Source organism: Fusobacterium massiliense (assembly GCF_900095705.1).
In the GTDB taxonomy this organism is placed as follows: Bacteria; Fusobacteriota; Fusobacteriia; order Fusobacteriales; family Fusobacteriaceae; genus Fusobacterium; species Fusobacterium massiliense.
The window spans coordinates 58,967-72,269 of record NZ_LT608324.1; the positions used below are offsets into that span (position 1 = coordinate 58,967).

A 13,303-nucleotide genomic window follows, 5' to 3' on the forward strand; every position below is an offset into this window, starting at 1 on the left:
TTAATTACAATTAATTTCTTCCTGTAAGATAATTTTCTACATTTCTAAGAAATTCTTCTTCACTGTTTCTTTTATCTTTTTTTCTAGAATCTTTAGCCAATTCAAATTCTATATTTAAATTTGGTTCTTCAAAAAATTCTCTTATTATTACTGTGAAATCCTCTTTATATTCATTTGTTTCCATAGTTTCTTTTATAAAAGCCCACTTCGAATCTTCATAAATTATTGTTAGAATATTATCTTCTATCTTATATGGACTAGCTCCCATTAAATATACTTTATAGTATATTGCATGAGAAACAGCACTTTCAAGAAAATCTTTCCAATTAGCTTTTACATCTGATAGACTTATTTTTACATTACTTTTCTTTGTTTTAGCCTCTTCATGTATTTGATATTTAGAGTCAGGCTCCGAAATGTATTTAACCTTAACTTCTTCTTTTTTAGGTTTTAATTTTTCTAAAATATCTGCTATTATAACATATCCTACAAGTTTTTTATCTTCTTCAAACTTAAATTTTCCTAAAACATCATAAATTATAGATATTATTTTTAGCCCCTTATCTATATCAAGCATATTTTTTACAATACTATTTTTACAATATTTAGCAAAATCTTTAAAAAACAATTCTAAATCAAAAGATTCAGATGATAATTTTTCTAATTCATCTATTATATCACATTCTTTTCCAACTAAAACTTTTTCTAAAAAGTTTTTTATTCTTGAACTAGGAGTTATGCCTAAAGTTTCTTCTGTAGTTTTTAAATCTATTTTTTCTCCGTTTGTTGCAACTATAAGTCTTTCCAAAATAGAAATTGAATCTCTCATACTTCCAGTTGCATTTTCATAGATTATTGGAAAGACTTCTTCTTCAGCACTAAAACCTTCTTCTTTTAAAATATATTCAAGTCTGTTTTTCATTTCTTCCAAACTTAAAGTTTTAAAATCATATCTTTGACATCTTGATATAATTGTAGGTAATATTTTATCTAATTCAGTAGTTGCCAATATAAATAAAACATGAGCAGGGGGCTCTTCTAAAGTCTTTAAAAGTGCATTGAATGCTTCTTTTGTTAGCATATGTGCTTCGTCTATTATATAGACTTTTTTTAATCCTTCAACAGGTTGATAATTAATTTTTTCTTTTAAGTTTCTTATTTCTTCGATACTCCTATTTGAAGCAGCGTCTATTTCTATCAAGTCTGCAAATCTTCCTTCATTTATTGCTTGACAATTTTTACATTCATTGCAAGGCTCTCCATCATCATGAAGATTTAAACAATTAACTCCTTTTGCTATTAATCTAGCTGTTGTTGTTTTCCCAACACCACGAGGTCCTGAAAAGAGATAAGCATGAGCCATAGAATTATTTTTTAAAGATAATTTTAAAGTCTTCACTATTTCATTTTCTCCAGAAATTTCAGAAAAATTAGCAGGTCTATATTTCCTATAAAGTGTTATATGCATTTTCTACTCCAAATCATAATTATTCATCTTAGTTCTTAAAGTATTTCTTGTTATTCCCAATAACTCAGCCGTTTCAATTTTTTTACCATTTGTTATTTCCAACACTTGTTTTATTAGTTCTTTTTCAACTCTTGATATAACTTCATAATAGTAATCCGAATTTTTATTATCCAATCTTAACTGCCCCAGTTCATTTTTAATAAGAGTTTCAAGTGAAATATTTCTTGCTTCTTCAGTCAAACTTAAAAGTTTTTCACCCATAACATTTGGTGGTAAATCTTCTAGTAAAATACTTCCACCTCTTGCCATTGCAACTGCATATTTTATAGCATTTTTAAGTTCATTTACATTACCCGGCCAATCATATCTCATTAGTTTTTTTAAGGCAACTTTACTAATTCCTTTTATATTCTTGTTCATCTCTTTATTACATTCGGCTATATAATGGTCTACAATAAAAGGAATATCTTCTTTTCTTTCCCTTAAAGTAGGAATGTCTATTTCTAAAACCTTTAATTTTCTATAAAGTTCATCTATAAATAAACCTTTGCTTATTAATTCTTCTAAGTTGGCACTTGTCGATGCAATTATCCTCACAAAAGCATTAATAGGTTCTCCTGCCCCTAATCTAAAAAATTTATTCTCTTCTAGTAAAAATAGTATATTTGATTGCATTTCTAAGCTAAGAGATTCTACATTTGCTAAATGTAATATTCCTCCTTCAGCTTTTTCCAATTCTCCATATTGACTATATACTGCACCTTCAAAAGATCCTTTCTCATAACCAAATAGTTTTCTTTCAAGTAATGTTGATCTATAAGAATTACAATTTATACTTATAAGTGGTTTTTTATTTACAAAGCTAAATTGGTGTATAGCTTTAGCAACACTAGTTTTACCAGTTCCTCTTTCTCCACTGACTAATACAGGAACAGAACTACTTGCTACCTTACCTATAACTTTATATAAGTTTACCATTGCTTTACTACGACCTATTAATTTATCTCCCATTCCTATAGATTTATCAACTTTTTCTGCAAGTATTTTATTATCTTTTACAGATTTTTCAACAATTTTTACTATTTCTTCTTTTTTTTCTGGTTTTAAAATATAATCATAAGCACCAGCTTTAATACTTCCAGCTATAACTCCTAGATTAGATGTTTCCCCAAGTATAATAATGACAACTCTTTTTTGAATTTCTAATATTTTTGTAATTAAATTTATAAGTGCATCTTCCTTAGAATTTTTTTCATCAATCAAAATTGCATCAAATTTCTTTGATTTTATTGCCTCCATAAAGTTTATAACATTATCGACAAATACTAATTCATTTTCAAAGTTATCTTCAAACTCCATTTTTAGATCATTTTCTAGACGAAGACCTAATAATATCATTTTTCCTCCTTCCTATTTAAAATCAAAATTATAATCTAAATAAAAAGTCCCATTTACTGCTTTTCCACCTTTTAGCAGCTCTACTCTCCAAGAACCCATAACCCTTTCAACTGCTGCATCTATCTCAGGAACACCACTACCATTAACTATCGAATAAGATAAAACATTCCCCATTTTATCAACCTTTAATTGTACTCTTATTTTCCCATGTTTTCCCGACTGTCTTGCACTTTGTGGAAACTCTGGCTTTCTATTTCTGTCACTCCAGTTCACTAAATAGCCCTTTTCAGATGTTCCCATCTTACTTCCAGATACTAATCCATTACTATAATTTACATTTTTTAATACTCTATCCACTACTTCTTCTGTTTCTGAAGATGGACTGTATCCACCATTAGGATTTCCAGCAATTTTAGGTTTTGATTGAGAAATTTGCTTTTTTAAATCGGCAAGTGATGGTTTCTTTTTTTCCACCTTTTCTTCTTTTGTTGTTTTTTCAATTTCTTTTTTTTCTTCTTTCTTTTTCTCTTCTTTTTTCTCAATTTCTATAGTCTTTTCTTCTTTAGAAATTTGCTTTTCTTCCTTAGGTTGTTTTTCTGTTTTCTTTTCATTAGTAACTTCTTTTTCATCAATTTCTTTTTCAGTTTCAGCTTGTTCACCTTTTTTTTCTATGCTGGTTGCATCTAAATTTTGTTCTTTAGCATCTGCATTCTTTTCAGCTTTAAATTGAGTTGAAGCACCTGTTTCCATAGCAACTAAACCTATTTTTATTTCATCTGCTTGGGTTAAACTTTCATCTTTTTTATACACAGTAAGAGCAAATATTATAGCCACATTTATAGCAATTGATAAAACTAAACAAATTAAATCATTTTTTTTCATTTTTATCACCCATTTTTTATTGTGGTATCAATATTTATAGCACTTGCTCCTGCTTCTTTAAGTAAACTCATTATTTCTACAATAAAACCATAATCTATACTCTTATCTGCTGATATTACTACATCTTTATTATCTGAAGCATTTAATTTGTCACTAACAAAATTTAAAAATTCTTCCAAAGTAACTTGTTCTTGATTATTTTTTGCTCCATCATCATATTTCACATATATATTTTTATCTTTATCTATAAGGATTTGAACTTCTTTTAAAGTACTTTTAGTTTTAGCAACAGTTGACTTTGGTAAGTCTATTTTAAAGGCTGCTGTATCATCAAAAGTAGTCGCCAACATAAAAAATATTAAAAGAAGAAACACTACATCTATAAGTGGAGTTATCTCAAGAATAAGGTCTCCCCCACTTCTTCTTTTTATTCTATCTATTTTCATACTTTACCTACTCTCTGAAATAATTTAATAACTCTGTTGAAGTTTTTTCTATATCACTTACTATCAAATCAATTCTTTTATTAAAATAGTTATAAAACATCATACAAGGAATGGCTACAATAAGCCCTCCTGCTGTTGTGTATAAAGCTTCAGAAATCCCTTTTGCAAGAACTGCTGCATCTCCTGTTCCATTTACTGATATTGAGTTAAAAGCAGTAATCATCCCTGTTACTGTTCCTAATAAACCAAGTAAAGGAGATGTATGAGCTGCCATTGAAAGTAGCCACATATTTCTTTCTAATAATTTTATCTGTTCTATTGCTTTTTCCTTTCCTTTTTCTTCTAAAGCTGATAAACTTTCTTTATTTTCTTTATAACCATATACTAAAATATCTTTCAACACACTTGATGTCGATGATTTATTCGAGTTAAAATAAATTATTGCCTCTTTAATTTTACCCTCTTTAATCATTTCTTTTACTTCAGATGGTAATTTTGTAAAATTACTTCTTTCTTTTAATATAAAATATGAAAATCTTTCTAAAACTGCATAAAGTCCAATTATCCCCATTAAAAGGATAACATACATCAGTGCTCCACCTGCATTAAGTATTTGCATTTCCTATCTTCCTTTCTTAAACTAATTAAATAATTTATCCCAAAGTTTTTTGAAAAAAGATTTTTTTTCTACTCCTTCGGATAATTCTTCCACTAAATTTGCTGTATTTTCTTGATTGATTTTTATTTTATCTCCATTTTCTTTTAAATTTTCTCCAGAGATATTAACAGATGATGATTCTAAATTTTGATTTTTTAGTATCAATTCTTCTGTATCTATCTCTTTTACATCTAATTGTTGAGAATTTTCTGCAACAACTTCTTTACTAATTGTATTCTCTGTATTATTAAACGTTTCTTCTTCTGAATAAACTAACATACCTGATATTAAGAAAATAAAAACAAATAATTTTTTCATTTTTTCCTCCCTATCCAATTAAAACTAATTTCATATAGGTAAATAAAGTCTCTTGACAGCCGTATGAGTTTACGAGCTCAATGAACACAGGCTCTTCGAACTAATACGGACGTCAGAGACTAATTTTCTATTTAATTTTTATACTTTCCTATAGATTAAAAATAATCCTTAAACTTAGAAGCTCTTTGTTTATCTAACTTTTGAAGCTCCTTATAGTATTTATTTGCCTCTTTCATATTGTTTTCAACTAATCTATAATAAATTAATTTTTCTAGTGTGTAGTTATGTAAATCTTTATTATTTTTTACAGAATAAAGTTTTAAGAATAATTTTTTTGCTTCAGCTACGTTATCTTGTCTATCATAAATTTCTGCAGCTTTTAATGTTGCATCAGTTGTAAAACTTCCATTCTTTGTATATAGCTTATTATATCCATTTAAAGCAGCTTTTAAATTATTTGAACTTTCATCAGCTTGAGCTATTCTATAAATCATATAATCTTCTTGTGGGGAATGCTGAGTATAATATTTTTTAGCTTTTGTCAAATCTTTTCTTTCAAAATAATAATCTCCTAAATTTTTACTTGCATAATTTTTATACTTAGGATATTTTAATAGTTTTTCATACTGTCCTACAAGTTTAAAATCTTTTTTAGCTTCATAATATTGAGCTAGATAATAATCTCTTTCCTCATCTGCTAGTTCATTTATATATTTTTCTATATCCTTATATTCTTTGTTTTTTAATTTTAAACTAATAATTTTTATGTTATTATTTTCTTTTATGCTATTGTCATCTGTACTAGATTTTAATGTATTTAAAGTTTCAATAGCTTTTTCTGTATCATTATTTTCAGTATAAAAATTAGCTGATAAATTAATTAAACTATTTTTTAAAGAACTATTAGGATAAGTTGCTAAGAAATTATTTTTTTCTTTTTCAAAAAGAGCTGTTTCTCCTTGTAAACTTAAAGTATTTATGTATCTATAGTATGCTTGCTCTCCATAAAATGTTTCTGCATAATTTCTATATACTTCTTTAAATAATTCTCCTGCTCTAGCATAATTTTTTTCATTATAGTAGCTATCAGCTATCTGATATTTTCCATAAACTTCATAGCCATTTAATGTTGACATCTTAGAGTAATATGTTCTGGCTTCATTATATTTACCCAATCTAAAGTAACTTAAGGCAATTTTATCCAACATTTCACTATAAATTGCTTTTTCTTTTTCCGGATTTATCTTAGATAAATAAGTTTCTCCTGCCGATATAGCTTCACTATATTTTGAAGCTAAGAAAAAATTTCTAACTCTATTTAAATAAACCTTTGTATTTAAGCTACCATCATTGCTTGCCAATACCTTTTGAAATTGATTTTCTGCTTCATCATACTTTCCAGAACCTAATGCTGCTACACCTTTTAGATAATTCAAACTATTATCATCATTAACTCTTGATAAATAAGAATCCATTTCTTCATACTTCTTTTGCTCTAAAAGTGTAGACATTAAACTAGAAATAATTTCAACATTAGTATATTCATCTAAATATTCCTTATAAATTTCTTCTGCTCGAGAATAATTTCCAGTTTTATAATAAGCATCTCCTGTGTAAAGGTATATATCTTTTTTATACTCTGTATCATCAGGGTAAACTCTCTTATATTGTGCAAATCTATTTGATAAATCGTCCATATCTAAAATTTGACTATCAAGCAAAATAACTCTAAATAAATTTTCTTTATCTGGAGATACTGCAAAAAGTCTTCCATAGTAATCTTTTGCTAATTTATAATTTCCAACTTGATAAGCCGAATTAGCTATTATTCTTATGATATTGTCTGTATCTGTTTGACTTACTACAACTCTTCTAATTATCTCTCTATTTTCAATAATTTCATTAAATTTCTTCAACTTATAATTTATTGCAAATATATGATAAATAGATTGATTATAGTAATCAGTATCTTTTAAAGATTCAAATTTTTTCAATGCCTGTTGATACTCTTCTTTTTTATATAAAGAATAGGCTTGTCCATAAATCAATCTAGGGTTATTTGGGTCATCACTTTGAGAATAATACCTTAAAGCTCTGTCATAATTTTCCTTTGTAACATACAAATCTCCTATCATAATCATTGCAGTATTATACTCTTTTGTCCCTTTTATTTTATCCAAATAATAAGATACTTTTTCCTCGTCTTTTTTATTACTATATATTTCTATTAAGTATAAAATAGATTTTTTTGAATATTCACTAGCTTGTTCTTGATTAGCAAGAATATCAAAATATTGTATTGCTTCATCTGTCTTATTATTTTTATATAATGCAGAAGCCTTTAAAAACTCAACCATTTGTATATTTTTCTTTGGCTCTTTTCTACTATACTCATTTAATGTTGCAAAAGCATTATCATAATCTTTTAAATTATACTTAACTATACCTAAATTTAAAATTGCCTCTTCATAATTATCAAATTTCTTATCAATTATCTCTGTAAATATCTTTTCTGCGGCTTCATTATTTTCTTTTGCTAAGAAATCTTGCCCCAAAGCAAATAATGTTTTTTGATATGTTTTTTTACTTGATATCTCATTTAGATAAAATAAAGCTGAATCCGGATTATTTAAATATGCGTAAGTTCTTGCTAAATATGCCGCATACTCTTCTTTTATACTCTTTTTTTCTTCAACTATATAAAGACTTTTAAATGTCTCTTCAGCCTTTTTATAATTTTTTTGTAAAAAATATAATTTTGCAACTTTATCTTTCATATCTTTACTATATTTTGAAGCTGGATACCTCTCTAGAAATTCTTCAGAAGCTGACAAAGCCATTTTAAAATTTTGTTCTTTATAAAGATTATCAATATATTTAAATTCTTCAAATTCTCCTGCTACAAGAGTTGAACTCAAAGCTAACATAAACAAAAGTATTTTCTTTTTCATAATTTCTCCTGTTCTTCTATTTTTAATTCTCCTAAAATCCTATAGATATCCTCAATATATACAGTGGTATTAATACAAGGTTCTGATTTAATTTTATTAAATACTCCATAAACTAAAAATGGAGCAGCATCTCTTATGCCACTTATCAAATCTCTTTTACATGCCACTGCTACAATGAGATCTGGCCTTAATTCTTTAACATATTTTCTTGCCAGCGTTCCACCAGTTGCAATTTTAATATCTATATTACTATATATTTTTTTTATATCTACAAAGTTTTTTATTACACATTTTCCACACAATCTACAATTTTCTATATTTGCTGTAACTTTAAATTCACAATCATATAACTGCAAACAATGAGGTAAAAGTATCAAAATTTTACCATTTCTTTTCTTTTTTATTTCTTTTATTACATAATTATTATTAATCTCAAGAAATTTAAAACTTAAATAATTATTTAAGTTTTGTTTTTTCATTTTAGTGGTACTAATAAATGCTATATATATCAAATATTTTATTATATTTACATAAAATTTTCTCATAATACCTCCTAAAAAAGTATTTAAAAAAATTATAACATATTTAATATTTTATTACAATTTTAAGATTAATTTTTTACCTAATTTTCAGTTTTAAAATTATATTTTTCTATAGAAAATTAAAAAAGTCTCTTGGCAGCCGTATGAGTTCTACGAGCTCAATGAATACAGGCTCTTCGAACTAATACGGACGCCAGAGACTAATTTTCTCTATTTATTTTTTATACTTTCCTATACAATAAAAAAAACTGCACTTTCAATCTTTCACAAAGATTTTATGTGCAGTTCTTATTATTACTTTTTTTCTAACAAAAATATTTATTTTATTTTTGATACAATTCCAATTCCAAAAACAGGCCCACTATGAGTCCCAATAGTAGCTCCTATTTCAAATCTTCCTTTGTATTCAATTCTTCTAAAAGTTTCAGCTGCCTTTTTCAAAGTATCTGTAACTTGTAATTCGTTATTAGTTCCTCCCCAAGCAGTGTAAAGATATGAACTATTTTTACTTTCATTTTTTATAATTTTTTCCATATAAGATATAGCTCCTCTTTCTCCAAAAGTTTTTGTTTCAAGAGTAACTTCTCCATCTTCAATTTTTAAAACAGGTTTTATTTTCAAGATACTTCCTATAATAGATGAGGCTTTCCCTATTCTTCCACCTTTTTCTAAATATGTCAAATCACTAACAGCAAAATAAACTTTAATCATATCTGTAAGTTCATATAATCTAGCTAAGATATCTTCCAATTTCATTCCAGATTTAACCATTTTTGCTGCTTCTAATACTTGATGTGCTTGAGCAAAAGTAACTGATTTAGAATCAACTATTATGATATCTTTTTCTCTTTTTAACATTTCTTTTGCAACCTTAGCTGCTTGTTGAGTTCCACTCATTTTACTAGAAATATGGATAGAAATTATTTTTTCATAACCCTTATTAAATAATTCTTCATAGTAGTCTCTAAACTCAGCAGGAGAAGGTTGTGCAGTTTTTGGAATAACTTTTTCTGTAAGTAGTTTACGCCAAAATTCTTTTTTACTTAAATTTACTCCATCTCTATAGTTACTTTCTCCTATTCTCAACCTTATAGGGATAACTGTAACATCTAACCCTTCTATCATATCAGGTGTTAAATCTGAAGCTGAATCTGTTAAGATAGCTATTTTTGATAAACTAGGATCTCTTTGTTCAAAATATAAGTAATAAGAATAATTTTCTTGCTCTCCATTATATTCAAAAAACTTTCTAAATGTTTTTGTTTTTAATTCATTATTTGCTTCTGTTGTTGCTGTATTACCATACACAACAGTTAAACTAAGAGTGTTGTCAGTAGCATATTTTTCATATACTTTCTTTATTAAATCTTCAGTTTTTTCAGCTTTATCAAAAAAACTTCCATTTACTAAAGCAATGCTATCACCAATTTTAACTTCTATATCATTTATTTTTGTATCTCTAACTGCTTTTGTAATTTCTACAGAATTATTAAATGTTAATTGTCTTAACAATTTTTCTAAAGGTATACTTTTATTTTTTATAAAATAATATCCCTCTAGCATAGTTTTACTTTCAATTACAATAATATCTCTTTCGTCTCTTTCGGCAGCCAACTTAGCACTTGAAATTATATTTTTATTATTAGGTAATATATAAATCGTCTTAGCTTTTATTTGCTTTAATCCATTTTCAATGTCTGACACAGATGGATTTTTTGTTTGTCCACCAATTAAAACAGCACTAGCTCCATCATTAATAAATAATTCTGCAAGTTTTTTATTATCAGCTATGGCATAAACTGCAATGTTTTTTTCTATATTGTTTTCTTCCAAGATAAAATTATCTTCTTTTACAGTTTCACTAGTTTCTTTAGTATTTACAGTATTATGAAGACCATTTAATTCTTTTTCATTTATCAAAACATGATTATGTTGAATCTCCATATTTTCAATTTTTATGTTATTTAAATTTCCTAAAGAACCAGCTATTTCAAGAGCTTGTCCAGGATTATTAGTATGGATATGAGTCTTTGTTTTCTTCTTAGTTTGAGCAACAACCATAGAATCTCCTAATTTCCCTATTCTAGCCTTATACTCATCTAAATCAAAGTCTCCAGATTCTATTATAAACTCTGTACAATACTTAAATTTTATCTCGTTTTTATTTATGTATTCTAGTTTTTGTTTTCTATTAACTTGTGATTTAGCAATTCTTTCTAAATCTTTTAACATTTCTGGGTCTGTAACTGATTTTTCAAACCCTTCTAACACATAAAATATTCCTTTTCCTCCAGCATCAACAACCCCAGCTTCTTTTAATTTAGGTAGAAGGTTAGGAGTTTCTTCAACAGCTATACTTGCTGCATTTTTTAGATGCACTAAAAATGGAATAAAATCATCTTTAGGTCCATCATATTCAGCAGCTGCTTCAGCAACTTTTCTTATAACTGTAAGCATTGTCCCTTCAACTGGTTCATTAACAGCTTTATATGCTTTTTCTTTAGCTTCAGCAAAAGCTTTTGCAGCTGTTGAAATATCTATTTCTTCTTTATCTCTCACTACATTCAAAAATCCTTGAACTATTTGTGATAATATTGTTCCTGAATTTCCTCTTGCCCCTAGAAGGACTGCTTCAGAAATTATATCTGCTAACTCCTCCATTTTAGGTTCATTTTGTAATTTTATTAATTCATTTTCAACAGATTGCAATGTCATAGACATATTAGTACCAGTATCTCCATCAGGAACAGGATAAACATTCAAATCATTAAGTACATCTGCATATTTAGAAAGCCATCTGCTTGCTGCAATGAATAATTTTGTTAATCTCACAGGTGTCAAACTTTTTATTTCTATTTTCATTATACCTCCATTTAAAATGTTGGTGGACTAACCACCCACAGTGCTTTTACTTCTTTTTTTGAAACATTTTTAAATCTATGCTTTAAACTAGATTTAAAATACAAACTGTCCCCAGCACTCATTTTATATTTTTTATTTGCTACATAAACTTCTAATTCACCACTTACTATATAGATATATTCTTCTCCACCATGGCTATAAAATTCTCTACCACTTTCTCCATCGATTCCTATTTCATAAATTATAGGTTCCATATTTTTTTCCTTGCTATTTGATAGTGGTATACACATTTTTATATTAGAGTCTTTGCTTTCTAAAAATTTCATATTTTCTTTTTTTATAAATTCGATATTCCTTATATCATCTTCTTCATCTTCTATAAGATAACTAATTCTAACATCAAGTGTATGTGCTATCTTTTTTAAATTTTCTATTGATGGTGAAGCTTTTCCTTGTTCAATTTGTGATAAAAAACTTGCAGATAATTCCACTTTAGTTGCAAGTTCTCTAAGTGACATTCCTTTATCGTTCCTAGTTTTCTTTAATTTCTCACCTATTGTCATTTTTTATTTACCGTACCTTTTACTTAATATTTTTAATAAATTATACAGTGCATGCATTGTTGCTCTCTGTCTTATTTTATTCCTATCTCCATTTAATTCCTTTCTAAAAATTTGTATATCATTCCCTACTTTTATTCCAATGTAGACTAAGCCTACTGGTTTTTCTTTTGTTCCACCATCAGGTCCTGCAATTCCTGTTGTGGATATTGCTACTTCGGTATTTAACCCAAGCAACATTTCTCTTGCTACTTCTTCACTGACAGCTCCAAATTTTTCTAAGGTTTTAGCTTTTACTCCAAGTTTTTCTATTTTTGTTTCATTGCTATAGCAAACTATTCCCTCTTTATAAGTTTCAGAAATTCCTGGAACTCCTATTAATTTACTTGCTATCATCCCACCTGTACAAGATTCAGCTGTTGAAATCAATAACTTATTATCTCTTAAAATTTTACAAATAGAAGCTTCTATTCTATCTGTATCCTCTCCAATAATATAGTCAGATATTCTATTATATAATTTTTTTACAATTTTTTCCACATTCTTTTTATTTTTACTATCTGTTTGTAGTCTAATCAAGGTTCCATAGTCTTTTACTAAAAATTCATAAAAAATTCCATCTTCTGTAAATAAATCTTTTACTTTATTTTCTAAAATACTTTCTCCTATACCGTATGTAATAATATCTTTAATATAAATTTGGCTTTTTAAATTATTTTCCTTAGCATAATATTTTAAAAATTTAGGAAACATATTTTTTAACTCATTTGGAAATCCAGGAAAAGAAACTATACCATCGATATAAACTGCCGGAGCCATACCAACATCATTTGAAAACATTATTGCTCCCTCAGGTTTTTCTACTTCTTTTAAATTTGAACGAGTAATCTTAACTTTTTTATATTTTTTTAATAATTCATTTTTATCTTTCTCTTCAATAATTAGCTTTTTTTTCAAAAATTTTGCTATAGCATCTTTTGTGATATCATCATCTGTTGGCCCTAAGCCTCCAGTTGTTATAATAAGGTCTACATTTTTTCTCAAAAAAGTTAAAGATTTTTTTATTTCTCCAATAACATCTCTTGCAATGAGTTTATACTCTATTTCTATCCCATATTTATTTAACTCTTCAGCTATGTAAATACTGTTAGTGTCCACTGTAGCTCCATTTAACAATTCTGTTCCTACAAGTAATATTGCAGCTTTCATTTTTATTTA

At 27.1% G+C, this 13,303-nt stretch carries 11 protein-coding genes; all 11 read right to left on the reverse strand.

The window, feature by feature from the left end; all coding sequences use genetic code 11:
* Positions 1-10 precede the first annotated feature (10 nt).
* The 11 genes from dnaX to BQ2505_RS00345 all read right to left on the reverse strand — a co-directional run bounded on the left by dnaX (position 11) and on the right by BQ2505_RS00345 (position 13,294).
* Positions 11-1,468: a DNA polymerase III subunit gamma/tau gene (gene dnaX / locus BQ2505_RS00295; RefSeq protein WP_074015842.1), complete on the reverse strand. Its 1,458-nt coding sequence runs from the start codon at positions 1,466-1,468 to the stop codon at positions 11-13.
* A 3-nt stretch (positions 1,469-1,471) separates the two neighbouring features.
* The gene (locus BQ2505_RS00300; protein WP_074015843.1) at positions 1,472-2,866 is read right to left on the reverse strand and encodes a sigma-54-dependent transcriptional regulator; all 1,395 of its coding nucleotides are present in this window, start codon (positions 2,864-2,866) and stop codon (positions 1,472-1,474) included.
* 12 nt (positions 2,867-2,878) lie between these two features.
* Positions 2,879-3,748, reverse strand: coding sequence for an energy transducer TonB (locus BQ2505_RS00305; protein WP_074015844.1), 870 nt, complete (start codon positions 3,746-3,748; stop codon positions 2,879-2,881).
* Between the two features lie 5 nt (positions 3,749-3,753).
* Positions 3,754-4,194, reverse strand: a complete 441-nt coding sequence (locus BQ2505_RS00310; RefSeq protein ID WP_074015845.1) for an ExbD/TolR family protein — start codon at positions 4,192-4,194, stop codon at positions 3,754-3,756.
* Between the two features lie 7 nt (positions 4,195-4,201).
* The gene (locus BQ2505_RS00315) at positions 4,202-4,813 is read right to left on the reverse strand and encodes a MotA/TolQ/ExbB proton channel family protein (protein WP_074015846.1); all 612 of its coding nucleotides are present in this window, start codon (positions 4,811-4,813) and stop codon (positions 4,202-4,204) included.
* Between the two features lie 21 nt (positions 4,814-4,834).
* Positions 4,835-5,170, reverse strand: coding sequence for a hypothetical protein (locus BQ2505_RS00320; protein ID WP_074015847.1), 336 nt, complete (start codon positions 5,168-5,170; stop codon positions 4,835-4,837).
* 155 nt (positions 5,171-5,325) lie between these two features.
* Positions 5,326-8,121, reverse strand: a complete 2,796-nt coding sequence (locus tag BQ2505_RS00325) for a tetratricopeptide repeat protein (protein WP_074015848.1) — start codon at positions 8,119-8,121, stop codon at positions 5,326-5,328.
* Positions 8,118-8,666 (reverse strand): DUF116 domain-containing protein, encoded by a 549-nt coding sequence (locus BQ2505_RS00330; protein WP_074015849.1) that lies wholly within the window; start codon positions 8,664-8,666, stop codon positions 8,118-8,120. Before BQ2505_RS00330 ends, BQ2505_RS00325 begins: the two co-directional genes overlap by 4 nt.
* A gap of 315 nt (positions 8,667-8,981) precedes the next feature.
* Entirely contained in the window at positions 8,982-11,525 is a 2,544-nt protein-coding gene (locus BQ2505_RS00335; RefSeq protein ID WP_074015850.1) for a DegV family protein, read from the reverse strand.
* 11 nt (positions 11,526-11,536) lie between these two features.
* A complete protein-coding gene (locus tag BQ2505_RS00340; RefSeq protein ID WP_074015851.1) occupies positions 11,537-12,088 on the reverse strand; it encodes a helix-turn-helix domain-containing protein in 552 nt (183 codons plus the stop codon).
* Between the two features lie 3 nt (positions 12,089-12,091).
* Positions 12,092-13,294, reverse strand: a complete 1,203-nt coding sequence (locus BQ2505_RS00345) for a CinA family nicotinamide mononucleotide deamidase-related protein (protein ID WP_074015852.1) — start codon at positions 13,292-13,294, stop codon at positions 12,092-12,094.
* Positions 13,295-13,303: the final 9 nt, after the last annotated feature.

Bases quoted from the DNA above. Each gene is read 5' to 3' on its own strand.
- dnaX (WP_074015842.1), bottom strand. From the start codon at position 1,468: ATGCATATAACACTTTATAGGAAATATAGACCTGCTAATTTTTCTGAA.
- BQ2505_RS00300 (WP_074015843.1), bottom strand. From the start codon at position 2,866: ATGATATTATTAGGTCTTCGTCTAGAAAATGATCTAAAAATGGAGTTT.
- BQ2505_RS00305 (WP_074015844.1), bottom strand. From the start codon at position 3,748: ATGAAAAAAAATGATTTAATTTGTTTAGTTTTATCAATTGCTATAAAT.
- BQ2505_RS00310 (WP_074015845.1), bottom strand. From the start codon at position 4,194: ATGAAAATAGATAGAATAAAAAGAAGAAGTGGGGGAGACCTTATTCTT.
- BQ2505_RS00315 (WP_074015846.1), bottom strand. From the start codon at position 4,813: ATGCAAATACTTAATGCAGGTGGAGCACTGATGTATGTTATCCTTTTA.
- BQ2505_RS00320 (WP_074015847.1), bottom strand. From the start codon at position 5,170: ATGAAAAAATTATTTGTTTTTATTTTCTTAATATCAGGTATGTTAGTT.
- BQ2505_RS00325 (WP_074015848.1), bottom strand. From the start codon at position 8,121: ATGAAAAAGAAAATACTTTTGTTTATGTTAGCTTTGAGTTCAACTCTT.
- BQ2505_RS00330 (WP_074015849.1), bottom strand. From the start codon at position 8,666: ATGAGAAAATTTTATGTAAATATAATAAAATATTTGATATATATAGCA.
- BQ2505_RS00335 (WP_074015850.1), bottom strand. From the start codon at position 11,525: ATGAAAATAGAAATAAAAAGTTTGACACCTGTGAGATTAACAAAATTA.
- BQ2505_RS00340 (WP_074015851.1), bottom strand. From the start codon at position 12,088: ATGACAATAGGTGAGAAATTAAAGAAAACTAGGAACGATAAAGGAATG.
- BQ2505_RS00345 (WP_074015852.1), bottom strand. From the start codon at position 13,294: ATGAAAGCTGCAATATTACTTGTAGGAACAGAATTGTTAAATGGAGCT.